This window comes from Streptomyces sp. cg35 (genome assembly GCF_050410835.1).
GTDB lineage: Bacteria > Actinomycetota > Actinomycetes > Streptomycetales > Streptomycetaceae > Streptomyces.
Genome location: NZ_CP191268.1, coordinates 1,063,808 through 1,080,040, shown reverse-complemented (window position 1 = coordinate 1,080,040; position 16,233 = coordinate 1,063,808). Strand labels below are relative to the sequence as shown.

Here is a 16,233-nt window from a genome sequence, read left to right as displayed (position 1 = left end):
TCATGCGGCAGGGCCGCACCCTGAACGCCATTCCCGTCGTCCCGCCGGACCGTACCAGGAGGCATCTCCCGCATGTCGATCACCGAACGCGCCGCGGAACTCCAGCCCGGACTCGTCGAGCTGCGCCGCGCCCTGCACCGTGCACCCGAGCTCGGCCTCGACCTGCCCCGCACCCAGGAGAAGATCCTCACCGCCCTCGACGGTCTGCCCCTGGAGGTGTCCCTCGGCAAGGACCTCAGCTCCGTCACGGCGGTCCTGCGCGGCGGCCGGCCCGGCGGCGCGGTCCTCCTGCGCGCCGACATGGACGCGCTGCCCGTCACCGAGAAGAGCGGAGTGTCCTACGCCTCCGAGGTGCCGGGTGCGATGCACGCCTGCGGCCACGACCTGCACACGGCCGGGCTCGTCGGCGCGGCCACCCTGCTCGCCGAGCGCCGTGCGGACCTCCACGGCGACGTCGTGTTCATGTTCCAGCCCGGCGAGGAGGGCCACAACGGCGCGGGCGCCATGATCGACGAGGGCGTCCTCGACGCCGCGGGCAAGCCGCTCGACGCCGCGTACGCCCTGCACGTCGCCGCGAACCAGTTGCCCGGCGGCTGGATCGCCTCCCGGCCCGGGACCGTCACCTCCGCCTCCGACGTGCTCACCGTCACCGTCCGCGGCCAGGGCGGCCACGGCTCCACCCCGCACAGTGCCAAGGACCCCGTCCCCGTCGCCTGCGAGATCGTCACCGCCATCCAGACCTGGGTGACCCGCCGCTTCGACATCTTCGACCCGGCCGTCGTCACCGTCGGCCAGTTCCACGCGGGCACCCAGCAGAACGTCATCCCGGAGACCGCCGAGTTCCGGGCCACCGTGCGCAGTTACTCCGAGGCCGCGCACGAGCGGCTCATCGAGGGGCTGCCCCGCCTGGTGCGCGGCATCGCCGCGGCGCACGGCGTCGACGCGGAGGTGACGTACGACGTGATGTACCCGGTCACCGTCAACGAGGCCGCCGAGACCGCCTTCGCCCTCGACACCGCCCGCGACCTGTTCGAGCCCGGCGCCGTCTGGGAGGCACCGAACCCGGCCAACGGCTCCGAGGACTTCGCGTTCGTCCTCCAGCGCGTGCCCGGCGCGATGCTGCTCGTCGGCGCCGCGCCCGACGGCGCCGACCTCGCGAACGCGCCGATGAACCACTCCCCGCAGGCCGTCTTCGACGACGCGGTGCTGCACCGCCAGGCCGCCCTGCTCACCGCCCTCGCCGAGCGGCGCCTGGCGCGGGGAGCCGCCGCATGAGCGGACCCGCCGCGCCGAAGGTCCGGGCCGTCGTCGGGCTGCTGATCGCCTTCGAGCTGGTCAGCGGCTTCCTCCAGGGCGCAGCCGTGCCCCTGGTCCCCGAGGTCCAGGACTGGCAGGGCATCAGCACCGGCCAGGCACAGTGGTTCACCACCGCTCAGTACCTGGCCGCCGCGATCAGCGTGCCCGCCCTCGGCCGCCTCGGCGATCTGTACGGACACCGGCGCATGATCCGCGCCGCGCTCGGGGCGATCGCGCTCGGCACGCTCCTCGTCGCCTGCGCCCCGAACCTCGCGGTGCTGCTCCTGGGCCGCGCCCTGATGGGCCCCCTCGCCGCACTGCTCCCGCTGGAGATCGGGCTCGTCCGGGACCGGCTCGACATCGACGGCGGACGCCGGGCCGTGGGACTGCTGGTCGGCGCCCTGACCCTGGGCACCGTGCTCGGACACGCGCTCGCCGGACCGCTGCTCGCCCTCCTCGGGGAACTGCGCCCGGCCCTCTTCGCGCTCGCCGCGCTCGCCGTCGGCTGCGTCGCCCTGTCGTTCACCGCGATCCCCGAGTCCCGCACCCGCGCCAGCGGCCGGATGGACTGGCCGGGCGCGGCCCTGCTGGCCCTCGCCCTCGTCACCCTGCTCGGCACGGTGTCGCGTGGCCCCGCCCGGGGCTGGACCTCGGCGCCCACGCTCGGCGGACTGCTGCTCGCCGGGCTCCTGCTGACCGTCTGGGCCAGGCTCCAACTCGCCCGCCCGGACGCCCTGGTGGACGTCCGCGCCCTGGCCCGCAGGAGAAGCGCGCCGTACTACGCGTCCGGATTCGTGCTCGGCGCCGTGATGCTGGGCGGCCAGACCGTCGCGGTCAGCTTCATGGCGGCCTCCCCGGGGGAGGAGGGGTACGGGTTCGGCCTCGCCGCATGGCAGATCAGCCTCTACGGCGTCATCCCGAACATCACGGCTTTCGCCGGGTCCGCCCTGTGCGCCGCCCTGGCCACCCGCATCGGCTACCGCCGGCTGCTCCTGGGAGCCTTCACGGCGCTCGCCGTCGGATACGCCGCGGTGATCGCGCTGCACTCGGGCCTGGCCCCGTTCGCCGCCGCCAACGCCCTGGTCGGCCTCGGCTGCGGCCTCGCGCTCGGCGGACTGCCGACCGTCATCGTGGAGGGCAGCGCCGCCGACCGCACGGCCAGCGCCACCGCCGTCTACAACAACCTCAAGACACTCGGCGGCAGCGTCGGCGGCGCCGCCTTCGCCGTCGCGCTCGGCTCCCTGGTGGTCGGCACGACGGACACCCCGACCCTGACCGCCTACCTGACGATCTGGGCCGGGGGAGGACTCGCCTGCGTCCTCGCCGTCGGACTCCAGCTCCTCGCCCACCGCGGGGAGCCGGGCCTCACAGCACCCGGCGCCGCCGTCCCAGCCACGTCTGCGCGATCACCACGACCGCCAGGAACGCCCCGCTGACCACCTGCTGGTACGCGGAGTCCAGCGAACCGATCTGGTTGATCACGTTCTGGATGACCTTGAGGAGGAGCACGCCCACCAGCGAACCGCTGATGAACCCGAAGCCACCCGTCAGCAGCGTGCCGCCGATGACGACCGCCGAGATCGCCTCCAGTTCCATGCCGGAGCCGAGGATCGTCACGCCCGACACCAGCCAGGCCGCGTTCAGCGCACCGGCCAGGCCCGCGCACAGACCGGACAGCGTGTAGACACCGATCTTCGTGCGGGCCACCGGCGCGCCCATCAGGGCCGCCGCGTCCTCGTTGCCGCCGACCGCGTACACGTACTGCCCGAAGCGGGTGCGCCGCAGCACCACCGCGCCGAGCACGAACAGCGCCAGCGTGATCCAGACCGGGATGCCGATGCCGAACAGCTTGTCCTGGCCTAGCGAGGCGAAGAACGTGGACTTGTCGACGAGATACGTCTTCGAGCCCTCGTCGGTGATCGCGAGCAGGATGCCGCGCGCGCCGAGCATCGCCGCCAGCGTCACGATGAAGGGGGCGAGCCGCGAGCGCGCGATCAGCAGCCCGTTGACCAGCCCGATCAGACCGCACACGGCCAGCGGCAGCAACAGCGCCACCACCGTCCCGTACTGCGACCCCCAGGCCGCGAGCACCCCGCCGAGCGCGAACAGCGAACCGACCGACAGGTCGATGCCGCCCGTCACGATCACGAACGTCATCCCGAGCGCCACGACCGCGAGGAACGCGGACGACAGCGCCATGTTCTCCAGGTTGTCGCCGGTCAGGAACGTGTCGAAGGAGAGGGACGCGGCGATCACCGCGATCACCAGCGTGACCAGCGCGCCGTGCTGCTGGGCGAGCGCGCTCAGCCGCTCGGCGCGTGTCGCGCCGAGGGGTTCCTCCTGCGCGGCCCCGGCCGGCTGTACCGCTTCGACGTCAGTCATCGTCATCGCTTCCCCCGTTCCCTGGCCGCGTAGACGGCGAGCACGATCACCACGGCCTGGGCGATCTGCGTCCACGACGGCGGCAGGTCGTGCTTGATGAGCGTGGCCGTCAGCAGCTGGATGAGGACGGCGCCCGCGACGGTGCCGCCGATGCGCACCCGGCCACCGGTGAGCGGGGTGCCGCCGACCACGACCGCGGTGATCGCGGAGAGTTCCATCAGATTGCCGAGCGAGGTCGGGTCGCTCGCGGTGAGCCGGGCGGTGGCCAGCACGCCCGCCGTCGCGGCCAGCGCCCCCGAGATCACATAGACGAGGATCAGGACCCGGCGCACCGGCAGTCCGGCGAGCTGCGCCGCCGGGCGACTGTCGCCGATCGCCAGGAGCTGGCGGCCGAACGTGGTGCGCCGCACCACGAAGGCGACGAGCAGCGCGAGGGCCGCCGCGATGAGCACCAGGTACGGGATGCCGAGCACGTCACCGGTGCCGAGCGCCCGCAGACCCGGGTCGCGGACGTCCTTGAGCTGGGGCAGCAGGACGAGCGCGAGCCCGCGGCCCGCGACCATCAGCGCCAGCGTGGCGACGATCGGCTGGACCCCGATGAACGCGATGAGGGCACCGTTCGCGACACCGATCAGGATCCCGCCGAAGAGCGCCGCGACCAGCGCGATCCACGCCCCGTAGCCGAGATAGAGGGAGATCAGGGAGGTGGCGAGCGCCATCACCGAGCCGACCGAGAGGTCGACGCCCTCGGTGCCGATGGCCAGGGCCATGCCGAGGGCCACGATGAGGACGGGCGCCACCTGCACGGCCTGGGTGCGGAAGTTCTCCGCGGACAGGAAGTGCGGGGTGAAGGCGATGTTCGCCAGCAGCAGGACGGCGACGCCCGCATAGACGCCGTAGTCCTGGAGCAGGCGCAGCAGCCGGTCCCGGTCGAGGCCGGCCCTGCCCAGTGACAGGTCAGTCAACGGACTTCCCCCCAGCGGGAGTTGCGGCGATGGCACGCATCAGTCGGTCCTCCGTGACCGCGTCACCGGTGAGCTCCGCGACCACGGCGCCGTCCTTGAGGACGACGACCCGGTCCGAGCCCTCGATCAGCTCCTCCATGTCGGAGGAGATCAGCAGGACGCCGAGGCCGTCGTCCGCCAACTCGTCGATCAGCTTCTGCACTTCGGCCTTCGCGCCGACGTCGATACCGCGCGTCGGCTCGTCCAGCAGCAGCACCTTCGGGTTCATCGCCAGCCAGCGCGCGAGCAGAACCTTCTGCTGGTTCCCGCCGGACAGTTCCCCGACCTTCTGGTGCGGTCCGGCGGACTTGATGCGCAGCCGCTGCACGAACGTGTCGACGATGCGGTCGATGCGCGCCTCGTCGACGAGACCGAAGCGGGACAGCCCCGGAAGCGCCGCGAGCGCGATGTTCTCCCGCACCGACAGGCCCGGCACGATCCCCTCCGCCTTGCGGTCCTCCGGCAGCAGGCTGATGCCGGCCCGGATCGCGGCGGGGGTGGATCCCGTACGCACCGGGACGCCGGCCACCATGACCCGGCCGCTGTCCGTGGGCAGTGCGCCGGCGATCGCCTTCGCGGTCTCGCTGCGCCCCGACCCGAGGAGCCCGCCGAGACCGACGACCTCGCCGGGACGTACGTCGAGCGAGACGTCGTGCAACTGGTGACGAGCCGTCAGGCCCTGTGCTCGCAGAACGGGTTCGGCTGCCGTGTCGTGCTCACCGGAGAACTTGGTGAGGCCCTCGTCCCGCACGTCGCCGATGTCGCGGCCCAGCATCAGCGACACCAGGCGCAGCCGGTCCAGGTCGGCCAGCTCGCCGGTGTGCACCACCTTGCCGTCACGCAGCACGGTGACCGCGTCGCACACCTCGTACAGCTCGTCGAGGCGGTGGCTGACGTAGACGACGGCGATGCCGCGCTCGCGCAGCATACGGATCACCCCGAAGAGCGTGCGCACCTCCCGCGGCTCCAGCGACGACGTCGGCTCGTCCATGATGACGACCTTCGCGTCGACCGAGACCGCGCGGGCCAGCGCCACCATCTGCTGGGCGCCGACGCCGAGTTCGCGCAGCGGGCGCTGCACGTCCACGCGCACGCCCAGATCGCGCAGGGCCGCGTCCGCCTCCCGGTGCATGCGCCGGAAGTCGATCAGACCCAGCTTCCCGCGCGGTTCGCGGCCCAGGAACAGATTGCGGGCCACGCTCATCAGGGGGACGAGGTTGACCTCCTGGTAGATGGTGGAGATCCCCGCGTGCTGTGCCTCCAGCGGCGTGCCGAAGGCGACCTCGCGGCCGTCGTACGAGAGCGTGCCGCCCTCGGCGTCCGCGGCCGGGTCGGGCTGGTACACACCGGTGAGAACCTTGATGAGCGTCGACTTGCCCGCCCCGTTCTCCCCGATGAGGGCGTGCACCTCCCCGGCGCGCGCGGTGAAGTCGACACCGTCGAGAGCGCGCACGCCGGGGAACGTCTTGCTGAGATTCTTTGCTGACAGCATGTCAGAACGCCTTGTTCAGATCCGTCTTGGCGTTGTCCTTGGTGTACGCGCTGTCCTTGATGACGATGTCCTGGCCGACCTTGTCGCCCTTGGTGAAGGAGTCCAGGGTCTGGAAGGCGAGCGGCCCGAAGCGCGGGTTGGACTCGATGACGCCGGAGATCCAGCCGTCGACGATGCCCTGCACCGCGTTGCGGGTGCCGTCGACCGTGACGATCTTGACGGCGCCGGCCTTCTTGCCCGCGCTCTTCAGCGCGTTGACGGCGCCGAGGCCCATCTCGTCGTTCTCGGCGTAGATACCGGTGATGTCGGGCTTGGACTGGATGAGCTGCTCGGTGACCTGCTGGCCCTTCTCGCGGGCGAACTCACCGGTCTGCTTGAAGACGACCTTCAGGTCGGGCGCCTTCGCCTTGATCTGGTCCTCGAAGCCCTTGGTGCGCTCGGTGGTCACGTTGTTGCCCGCCGCGCCGAGCAGGATCGCGATCGTGCCCTTGCCGCCGGTCGCCTCGATCATCTGGTCGGCGGCGCGCTTGCCCTGCTCGACGAAGTCCGAGCCGATGAACGACACGTAGTCCTTGCAGGCCGTCGCGTTGATCTTGCGGTCGACGGTGACGATCGGGATGTGCTTGGCGCCCGCGGCCCGCAGCACCGGCTCCCAGCCGTCGGAGTTGAGCGGCGCGATGACCAGCAGGTCCGCGCCCTTGGCGATGAGGTCCTGGACGTCGCTGATCTGCTTGGAGAACTGCGACTGGGCGTTGGCGGTGAGCAGCTTGATGCCGCGCTTCTGCGCCTCGGCCTTGATGGAGGCCGTCTCCGCGATGCGGAACGGGTTGGCCTCCTTCTCGGACTGCGAGAACCCGACGGTGGCGCCCTTCAGGTCGAGCTTCTTGCCCCCGTACGTGGAGACGTCACAGGTGTCGCCGGTACCGGGGGAGGCCACCTCCTGCCCGGCGTTCTCGTCCTTGGCGCTGGAACTCCCCTTGTCCGAGCTGGAGTTGTCGTCCTCGGACTTGGCGCATCCGGTGGCGAGCGCGAGGCTGGCGATGAGGCCGGCGGCGAGCAGGGCCCGGGAGGAAGTACGGCGAAGTCGTGCGGTCTGCGTCATGTGGTGGTCCCCAAAACGGCACGGCCCGGCGCGTGAACGCGCTGACGGGGTGGATGTGTTCGACCAGTCGGAACGGCGGTACAGGGGAGGTTTTTACATCGTTGGAAGAAGGCTGTAAAGGCCTCGCGCAGCGACTCGTGCTCGCGCGCCCGCTCCGGGCCGCCGCCGCGGATCAGCGGCGGCCGAGCGTGCTCTCACGCTCGATCAGCCGGTATTCCGCGGTCAGTTCACGTCCGGAGCGCTCCTCGGGGTGCTCGAGCCGGCTGAGCAGTGACTGCACCGCGAGCTGGGCGATCGCCTGTTTGTCCGGCGAGATCGTGGTCAGCGTGACCGCTCCGAAACGCCCCTCCGCGAGATCGTCGAAGCCGACCACCGCCACGTCCCACGGGACCCGCAGGCCCCGCTCGTGCAGCACCCGCATCGCACCGATCGCGACCAGGTCGTTATAGGCGAACACGGCGTCGGGGCGCACCCCCGAGTCCAGCATCCGCGCCATCGCCTCGGCGCCGTCGCCCCGGTCCCAGCCGCCGGTCGCCCCGACCTGGGTGTCCGGCGCGGGCAGCCCCGCGGCGGTCAACTCCGCGCGCCAGCCCGCCAGTCGCAGATGCGCTGGCTGATTCGCCGAGTCGGTGCGTTCGCCCAGGTAGGCGATCCGGGTGCGGCCCCGGCCGAGGAGATGGCGCACGGCGGTGCGGGCCGCGGCGACGTTGTCGATGGCGATGTGGTCGTAGGGCAGGTCGTACTCGCGCTCGCCGAGCAGCACCAGCGGCACGTCGTCGTCCCGGCCGCGCAGATCCTCCGCCTCCAGCTCCAGCGGGCTCAGGATCAGCCCGTCGATCACCCGGGCGCGGAAGCCCTGACTGACCAGGACCTCCTGCTCGCGATCGCCGCGGGTGTGATCCAGCAGCACCGTCACGTCGTGCTCGGCGGCGGCGTCGATCACGGCGCCCGCGAGCTCCGCGAAGTACGGGTTGCCGAGCTCCGGGACGGCGAGCGCGATGATCCCCGTACGCCCTTTGCGCAGGTGGCGGGCGGTCAAGTTGGGCCGGTAGCCCAGCTCGTCGATGGCCTCCTGGACCCGGGCACGCATCGCCGGAGTGACGTGCTGGTAGTTGTTCACGACATTCGAGACGGTCTTGATCGAGACGCCCGCGCGCTCCGCGACATCCTTGAGGCTCACCCGCACGGAATCTCCTTCGGCTCCGCGCACCCGCTCGCCGGGTGCGCTTGTCATGCCCCTGGACAGCGCGCCGGAATGCGTGCTGTCATGCCAACTGCCGTTCCTTCCAACGTTGTACAGACGAGTTGTACCGACTAGAGCGACGAGCCGCCACCCTTCCTCGACGTGTTCCACCGGACGCGTTCCAGCACAGGAGGATCCGTGCGCACCAGAACCCTCAGACGACATGGCCGCCAGCTGGCCCTGCTGCTCACCGCGGCACTCGGTCTCACCGCACTCACCGTGGCGCCGCACGCCACGGCCGCGGACGAACCGGTCGTGCCGCATGGGCTCAAGGGCGAGTACTACACCCAATCCGCCCCGGGAGCCTTCGACTTCGACGAGTTGAAGGCGACCGGATTCGACCCCCAGATCGACTTCGGCAGCCTGGAGTCCCGGCTGCAGTCGGCGACCGGCAGCGCCGACGACGCGAACGTCCGCTGGACCGGCAAACTGGTGCCGGAGAAGACCGGCCTGACAACGTTTTCCATCACCGGTGACAACGGCTTCCGGCTCTGGGTCGGCGGCGAGCCGGTGATCGACCACTGGGTCGACGACTGGGACAAGGAGCAGACGTCCCAGCCGGTCCAGCTGACCGCCGGCCAGGCGGTCGACATCAAGGTCGAGTACTTCGAGCACTTCGGCGGGTCCAATCTGCATCTGCGCTGGACCGAGCCGGGCGAGCAGAAGGAGGCCATCCCCTCCTCGGCGTTCCGGCTGCCCGACGACTGGGCGTACGACGGGGCGATCGGCACCACCGTCCTCGGCGACGGCCGCACCCTGAAGCTCGACTTCGCGCAGAAGCTCGGCTCCGTGCCCGGCGACGTGAACGACCACCTCTCGGCGGTCATCGGCGGCGCCAAGTGGCCGCTGAAGAGCATCAAGTCCGACCCGAAGGACCCGCGGGCGCTCCTGGTGGGCCTCAAGGAGCCGGTCGTCGGGAACAAGGACGGCGACGCACCCGGCCTCGCCGACGTGACGTACGACGGCAAGGGCGGTCTGACCGGCGGTGACGGGACGGCCGTCGGGGCCTTCTGGTCCAGCGGCCCGAACCACTCCACCTACCAGCTGAGCACCAAGTGGGGCGACGACGTCACCCCCGCCAACGCGCACCGCGAGTACCCGCGGCCGCAGCTCACCCGCTCCGACTGGCAGAACCTGAACGGCAGCTGGGAATTCGCCGCCGCCAAGGACGGCGATCCCGTCCCGACCGGCAAGAAGCTCGGCGAGAAGATCCTCGTGCCCTACCCGGTCGAGTCCCAGCTCTCCGGGATCGAGCGCCACGAGGACCGCATGTGGTACCGGCGCACCTTCACGGTCCCGGCGGACTGGAAGGTCGGCAGCGGCAAGCGCCTCCAGCTGAACTTCGGCGCCGTCGACTGGAAGTCCGAGGTCTACGTCAACGGCAAGAAGGTCGCGGACCACAAGGGCGGCTACGACAAGTTCAGCGCCGACATCACCGACGCGCTGAAGCCCGGCCGCACCCAGGAGCTGATCGTCGGCGTCTACGACCCGACCGACGCCGAGAACGGCGAGAACCCGCCGCTCGGCAAGCAGCGCCTCGACCCCAGCGGCATCTGGTACACCCCGTCGTCCGGCATCTGGCAGACGGTCTGGATGGAGCCGGTCGCCACGGACCACGTCGCGGACCTGAAGCTGACGCCGAACGTGAAGGACAGCCAACTGGCCCTCGAGACCACGGGAGTTCGCGACGGACTGCCGGTGACGGCCACGGCGTACGCCGGCAAGCGCAAGGTCGGCAGCGTCAGCGGCGTCTCCGGCAAGCCGCTCACCCTCAAGCTGGACAAGCCGCACCTGTGGACCCCGGACGACCCGTTCCTCTACGACCTCAAGGTGAGCGTCGGCAAGGACCGCGTCGGCAGCTACTTCGGGATGCGCTCCATCGCCGTGGAACAGGTGAACGGCACACCGCGCACCGTCCTCAACGGCAAGCCCACCTTCATGATGGCCACCCTCGACCAGGGCTTCTGGCCGGACGGCCTGCACACCGCGCCCAGCGACGAGGCGCTCGCGTACGACCTGAAGATGCACAAGCAGATGGGCTTCAACTCCGTCCGCAAGCACATCAAGGTCGAACCCGACCGCTGGTTCTACTGGGCCGACAAGCTGGGCCTGCTCGTCTGGCAGGACATGCCGGCGATGACGGCCGGGGTGAACCCGTCCACGGCCGCCCGCGCCGAGTTCGAGCGCGAGATGAAGATCATGATCGACCAGCACTACAACCACCCGTCGGTCATCATGTGGGTCACCCTCAACGAGGGCTGGGGCCAGTACGACGAGGGACGCCTCGCCGACCAGGCGAAGTCCTGGGACCCGACCCGCCTGATCAACGGCATGTCGGGCCTCAACCTCGGCAAGGACGGCGGCACCGGCGACATCATGGACGAGCACGGCTATCCGAGCCCGGCGCTGCCCCCGCACCCCGACGGGAAGAGAGCCCTGGTCGCGGGCGAGTACGGCGGCCTCGGCCTCGCCGTGCCCGGCCACGCCTGGTCGGTCCAGCAGTCCTACGTCGACGTCGACCCGGCGACGTACACGGACGACTACCTCACCAAGCTCGACGAGGTGCACAAGCTGGCCTGCCAGGGCGGCAACGGCGCCGTCTACACGCAGATCTCCGACGTGGAAGGTGAGCTGAACGGTCTGCTCACCTACGACCGCAGGGTCGTCAAGCCGGACGTGAAGCGCGTGCACGCGGCCCAGGAGGCGCTGATCCGCGACGCCTCCCAGGCCACCGTGGCGAACTGCTCCTGATCCACACGTCCTGAGGGGCGGGCCCCGCGACGGGCCCGCCCCTTTCTGCTGGCGCTCCACCTTTCTGCTGATGCTCCAACCACCCCTGCGAAGGAGCGAGTTGATGACAGTGACCCGACGTGGCGTGCTCCGGTCCGGAGCCGTCGTCGCGGCGGCCACCGCGTTCGGCGGCGGTACGGTCGCCGCCACGGCGTCGGCGGCGCAGTCCGCCGCAGTCACCCCCGACGCCTTCACCCGTCTGCCCGTCGGCAGCATCACCGCCCGCGGCTGGCTCGCCGGGCAGCTGCGGCTTCTGCTCGACGGACTGTGCGGCCGCTACGAGGAGAAGTCCCACTTCCTGGACATGGACACCTGCGGCTGGGTCCACCCGGAACTCGGCGGCTGGGAGGAACTCCCGTACTGGCTCAGAGGATTCGTGCCCCTGGCGATCGCCACGAAGGACGAGCACGCCCTCGCCACCTGCAAGCGCTGGATCGACGCCGTCCTCGCCACCCAGGAGGCCGACGGCTTCTTCGGCCCGCGGGCTCTGCGCACCTCGCTCAACGGCGGCCCCGACTTCTGGCCGTTCCTGCCGCTCCTCATGGCCCTGCGCACGTACGAGGAGTACACGCACGACGTACGCATCGTCCCCTTCCTGACCCGCTTCCTGACCTACATGGAGGCGCAGGGCAAGGGCGCCTTCGACTCCAGCTGGGTCTCCGTGCGCTGGGGCGACGGCATCGACACCGCGCGCTGGCTGTACGACCGCACCGGCGACGCGTTCCTGACCAGCCTCGTCGACAAGATGCACCGCTACGGCGCGGACTGGACCGGCGACCTGCCCACCCCGCACAACGTGAACATCGCCCAGGGCTTCCGCGAGCCCGCCCAGTACGCGCAGTGGGCGTCCGGCGGCGCCGCCGACCTGGTGCGCGCGACGTACCGTACCTACGACGACGTCCTGCGCGCATACGGCCAGTTCCCGGGCGGCGGCATCGCCGGCGACGAGAACTACCGGCCCGGCTTCGGCGACCCGCGCCAGGGCTTCGAGACCTGCGGCATCGTCGAGTTCATGGCCAGCCACGAGCTGCTCACCCGCATCACCGGCGACCCGGTCTGGGCCGACCGCTGCGAGGACCTCGCGTTCAACATGCTGCCCGCCGCGCTCGACCCGCAGGGCAAGGGCATCCACTACATCACCAGCGCCAACAGCGTGGACCTCGACAACTCCCGCAAGACGGACGGGCAGTTCCAGAACGGCTTCGCCATGCAGTCCTTCCAGCCGGGCGTCGACCAGTACCGCTGCTGCCCGCACAACTACGGCATGGGCTGGCCCTACTTCACCGAGGAACTGTGGCTCGGCACCCCGGACGGCGGGCTCGCCGCCGCGCTGTACGCCGCCAGCGAGGTGCGGGCCGAGGTGGGCGCCGACTCCGTCCCCGTGACCGTGCGGGAGGAGACGGACTACCCCTTCGACGAGACGGTCACGCTCACGGTGACCGCCGAGCGGCCGGTCGACTTCCCCCTGCGGCTGCGCATCCCCGGTTGGTGCGACAAGCCCCGCCTGGCCGTCAACGGCCGGACGGTGCAGGCCGGTTCAGGACCCGTGTTCACCGAGATCCGGCGCACCTGGCGCACCGGCGACCGCGTCACCCTGCGCCTGCCCCAGCGCACCACCCTGCGCACCTGGAGCGGCAATCACGACAGCGTCAGCGTCGACCACGGGCCGCTCACCTACTCCCTGAAGATCGCCGAGAAGTACGTGCGGACCGGGGGTGACGACACCTTCCCCGAGTACGACGTCCATGCCGCGTCCGCCTGGAACTACGGTCTGGTGCCCGGAAGTTCGCCGACTCTGCGCCGGACCGCGGGACCCCTGCCCGCCAACCCCTTCACCCTCGACGGCACCCCCGTCACCCTCGCGGCGCGGGCCCGCCGCATCCCCGAGTGGATCGCGGACGACGAGCAGGTCGTGGCGCCCCTTCAGCCCAGTCCCGCGCGCAGCCGGGCGGGCGTGGAGACGGTCACGCTCGTGCCCATGGGCGCGGCGCGGCTGCGCGTCACGTCGTTCCCCACGGCCGGCCCCGACGGTCACGCGTGGACACCCGAACCGCCCTACCGGCGCATCCAGAACAAGCACAGCGGCAAGGTCCTCGCCGTCGACTCCATGTCCACCGCCAACGACGCGCGGGTCGTGCAGTTCGACAACTCGGGGACCGGCGACCACGCCTGGCAGCTGATCGACGCGGGCGGTGGAAAGCTGCGCATCCGCAACGGACAGAGCGGTAAGTACCTCGTGGTGGAGGGTAGTTCCACCACGGACAGTGCCCGGGTCGTCCAGTACGAGGACAACGGGCGCGCGGACCTGCTGTGGACCCGCGTCGACCAGGGCGACGGCTGGTTCCTGCTGCGCAACGAGCACAGCGGCAAGGTGCTCGGCGTGGACGGGATGTCCACGGCGAACAGTGCCCAAGTGGTGCAGTTCGCCGACAACGGGACGGAGGACCACCTGTGGCGTCTGACGTCTTGACGGGCCATCGGCGCGCACGAAGAATGAGCGCGCTTACTGACAACGTTGTCGAAAGGCGCACGATGACAAGACGCACCCGCTTGCGACCGCGCACCCTGGGGGTGCTCGCGGCCGTCGCCCTGTTCGGCACGGGCCTCGCGGCGCCGTCCGCACAGGCCGCCCACGGCAGCGCCGACCGGCTGACCGATCTGGTCAATCCGTTCATCGGCACCGAGAACGAGGGCAACACCTATCCCGGTGCCGCCGTCCCGTTCGGCATGGTGCAGTTCTCGCCGGACACCGGCCACAACACCGGCTACGACTACTCCGAGAACCACATCCGCGGCTTCTCCACCGTCCATCTCTCCGGTGTGGGCTGCGGCTTGGGCGGCGACCTGCCGGTCCTGCCGACCACCGGCGACATCACCAGCACCGACTACGCGAAGTACGCGGCCGAGTTCAGCCACGACGACGAGACGGCGTCGCCCGGCTACTACAAGGTCGGCCTGAAGACCGGCATCGGCGCCGAGCTCAGCGCCACGAAGCGCACCGGTGTGCAGCGCTACACCTTCCCGGCCACCGACAAGGCCAACGTCCTCATCAATGCCGGGCAGTCGCTCCACAAGAGCCTGCACACGAAGGTCGAGATCCTCGACGACCACACCGTGCGCACCGCCATCACGGGCAGCGGTTTCTGCCAGGACACCAAGCCGTACACGGTCTACACGATCACCACGTTCGACCGGCCGTTCACCACGTCCGGCACGTGGAAGGGCGACGAGGTCAGCGCCGGCTCGAAGACCTCGGACGCCGACGCCGAGCGCAACGGCGCCTACGTCCGCTTCGACACCAGCAAGGACCGCACGGTCGAGGCGACCACCGCGATCTCGTACGTCGACGCCAAGGGCGCGGCCCTCAACCTCCGTGCGGAGGGCGGCCGTTCCTTCGACTCGGTGCACCGCGCCGCGCAGGCCGCGTGGGAGGACCGCCTCGACGACGTGCGCGCCCAGGGCGGCAGCGAGACGCTCCGGCGCACCTTCTACTCGTCGCTGTACCGCTCGTTCCTCGCACCGAACATCGGCAGCGACGTCGACGGCCGCTACACCGGCTGGGACCAGAAGACCCACCGGGCCAAGGGCTACACGTACTACCAGAACTGGTCCCTGTGGGACACCTACCGCACCCAGGCGCAGCTCCTGTCGCTGCTCGCCCCGCGCGAGTCGCGGGACATGGCGCTGTCGGTCATCCAGATCGACAAGGACAGCGGCTGGCTGCCCAAGTGGGGCTACGGCACGGTCGAGACGAACATCATGACCGGTGACCCGGTCACCCCGTTCCTCACCAACGCCTACCAGCAGGGCCTGCTGAAGGGACACGAGGAGGACGCGTACCGCGCGCTGAAGAAGAACGCCGACGGGGTGCCGCCGGCCGACTCCGCGCCGGTGGGCCGCGAGGCCAACAAGGAGTACCTCGCCGACGGCTTCGCGCCGTACATCAAGGACCGGGCGCACGTGAAGCCCGGTGACTCGGACTACGACCACGGGGCCTCGGCCACGCTGGAGTACGCCCTCTCCGACGCCATGCTCGGCCAGATGGCCAAGGAGCTCGGGCACAAGGACGACGCGAAGCGGTACACCGAGCGGGCGCAGAACTACCGCAAGATCTACGACGGTTCGACCGGCTTCTTCCGTGCGCGTGACGCGTCGGGCGCCTTCACCGGGCCGGCCGACCCCGCGCAGAGCGAAGGGTTCCACGAGGGCACGTCCTGGCAGTACCAGTGGCTCGTGCCGCAGGACCTGCCCGGCATGGTCGGCCTGATCGGCGGCACGGACGCGGCCAACAAGCGCCTCGACTCGTTCTTCGCGTACGACCAGCTGGTCGCCGACCCGGCGAAGACCGCCCGCGAGGTGTGGGTCAACGGGCCGTACGACTACTACAACGCGGACAAGTACAACCCGCAGAACGAGCCCGACCTGATCGCGCCGTACACGTACCTGTCGACCGGGCAGCCGTGGAAGACCACCGACGTGGTGCACGCCGCGCTGACCCTGTTCACCGACGCGCCGACCGGCATGACCGGCAACGACGACCTGGGCACCATGTCCGCCTGGAACGTCCTGTCGTCCATCGGCATCTTCCCGGTGCAGCCCGGCACCGACACGTGGGGCCTGTCGACGCCCGTCTTCGAGCGGGTCGACCTCACGCTCGACCGCCGGTACTACCCGACGGGGAAGCTGACCGTACGGGCGCAGGGGACGTCGGACGCCGACCGGTACATCCAGTCGGCCCGCGCGAACGGCGCCGACTACGGCAAGACGTATCTCACCACCGAGGACCTGCGCGGGCTGCGGGACCTGTCGTTCACGGTGGGCAGCGAGCCCTCGCGGTGGGGGACCGGCGCCGACGCGGCGCCGCCCGCTCTGCGGTGACGTGCCGGACGGTCACGTGACGCACTGAACAGTGCTCCCGTGTCAC

Annotated in this window: 10 protein-coding genes; 5 read left to right on the top strand and 5 right to left on the bottom strand. The window is 70.5% G+C overall.

The features are described 5' to 3' along the window. Positions 1–72 precede the first annotated feature (72 nt). Both ACQUQD_RS05220 and ACQUQD_RS05215 read left to right on the top strand, forming a co-directional pair. On the top strand, positions 73–1,275 hold the full coding sequence (locus ACQUQD_RS05220; RefSeq protein ID WP_428950742.1) for a M20 metallopeptidase family protein: 1,203 nt from the start codon (positions 73–75) through the stop codon (positions 1,273–1,275). Further along, a complete protein-coding gene (locus tag ACQUQD_RS05215; RefSeq protein WP_428950741.1) occupies positions 1,272–2,732 on the top strand; it encodes an MFS transporter in 1,461 nt (486 codons plus the stop codon). Before ACQUQD_RS05220 ends, ACQUQD_RS05215 begins: the two co-directional genes overlap by 4 nt. Here ACQUQD_RS05215 and ACQUQD_RS05210 read toward each other — a convergent pair. The 5 genes from ACQUQD_RS05210 to ACQUQD_RS05190 all read right to left on the bottom strand — a co-directional run bounded on the left by ACQUQD_RS05210 (position 2,662) and on the right by ACQUQD_RS05190 (position 8,462). After that, entirely contained in the window at positions 2,662–3,678 is a 1,017-nt protein-coding gene (locus tag ACQUQD_RS05210) for an ABC transporter permease (RefSeq protein WP_428950740.1), read from the bottom strand. The two genes, ACQUQD_RS05215 and ACQUQD_RS05210, sit on opposite strands and share 71 nt — an antisense overlap. Positions 3,679–3,680: 2 nt before the next feature. Then, positions 3,681–4,643, bottom strand: coding sequence for an ABC transporter permease (locus tag ACQUQD_RS05205; RefSeq protein WP_428950739.1), 963 nt, complete (start codon positions 4,641–4,643; stop codon positions 3,681–3,683). After that, positions 4,636–6,174 (bottom strand): sugar ABC transporter ATP-binding protein, encoded by a 1,539-nt coding sequence (locus ACQUQD_RS05200; RefSeq protein ID WP_428950738.1) that lies wholly within the window; start codon positions 6,172–6,174, stop codon positions 4,636–4,638. Before ACQUQD_RS05200 ends, ACQUQD_RS05205 begins: the two co-directional genes overlap by 8 nt. A gap of 1 nt (position 6,175) precedes the next feature. Continuing rightward, the gene (locus tag ACQUQD_RS05195) at positions 6,176–7,276 is read right to left on the bottom strand and encodes an ABC transporter substrate-binding protein (RefSeq protein WP_428950737.1); all 1,101 of its coding nucleotides are present in this window, start codon (positions 7,274–7,276) and stop codon (positions 6,176–6,178) included. A gap of 172 nt (positions 7,277–7,448) precedes the next feature. After that, positions 7,449–8,462, bottom strand: coding sequence for a LacI family DNA-binding transcriptional regulator (locus tag ACQUQD_RS05190; RefSeq protein ID WP_428957457.1), 1,014 nt, complete (start codon positions 8,460–8,462; stop codon positions 7,449–7,451). A 195-nt stretch (positions 8,463–8,657) separates the two neighbouring features. On the opposite strand from ACQUQD_RS05190, the gene ACQUQD_RS05185 reads away from it, so the two are divergent. The 3 genes from ACQUQD_RS05185 to ACQUQD_RS05175 all read left to right on the top strand — a co-directional run bounded on the left by ACQUQD_RS05185 (position 8,658) and on the right by ACQUQD_RS05175 (position 16,187). Beyond that, positions 8,658–11,270, top strand: a complete 2,613-nt coding sequence (locus ACQUQD_RS05185) for a PA14 domain-containing protein (RefSeq protein ID WP_428950736.1) — start codon at positions 8,658–8,660, stop codon at positions 11,268–11,270. A gap of 103 nt (positions 11,271–11,373) precedes the next feature. Further along, the gene (locus ACQUQD_RS05180) at positions 11,374–13,779 is read left to right on the top strand and encodes an RICIN domain-containing protein (RefSeq protein WP_428950735.1); all 2,406 of its coding nucleotides are present in this window, start codon (positions 11,374–11,376) and stop codon (positions 13,777–13,779) included. 62 nt (positions 13,780–13,841) lie between these two features. Further along, a complete protein-coding gene (locus tag ACQUQD_RS05175) occupies positions 13,842–16,187 on the top strand; it encodes a GH92 family glycosyl hydrolase (protein ID WP_428950734.1) in 2,346 nt (781 codons plus the stop codon). Positions 16,188–16,233: the final 46 nt, after the last annotated feature.

Bases quoted from the DNA above. Each gene is read 5' to 3' on its own strand.
- ACQUQD_RS05220 (WP_428950742.1), top strand. From the start codon at position 73: ATGTCGATCACCGAACGCGCCGCGGAACTCCAGCCCGGACTCGTCGAG.
- ACQUQD_RS05215 (WP_428950741.1), top strand. From the start codon at position 1,272: ATGAGCGGACCCGCCGCGCCGAAGGTCCGGGCCGTCGTCGGGCTGCTG.
- ACQUQD_RS05210 (WP_428950740.1), bottom strand. From the start codon at position 3,678: ATGACTGACGTCGAAGCGGTACAGCCGGCCGGGGCCGCGCAGGAGGAA.
- ACQUQD_RS05200 (WP_428950738.1), bottom strand. From the start codon at position 6,174: ATGCTGTCAGCAAAGAATCTCAGCAAGACGTTCCCCGGCGTGCGCGCT.
- ACQUQD_RS05195 (WP_428950737.1), bottom strand. From the start codon at position 7,276: ATGACGCAGACCGCACGACTTCGCCGTACTTCCTCCCGGGCCCTGCTC.
- ACQUQD_RS05180 (WP_428950735.1), top strand. From the start codon at position 11,374: ATGACAGTGACCCGACGTGGCGTGCTCCGGTCCGGAGCCGTCGTCGCG.
- ACQUQD_RS05175 (WP_428950734.1), top strand. From the start codon at position 13,842: ATGACAAGACGCACCCGCTTGCGACCGCGCACCCTGGGGGTGCTCGCG.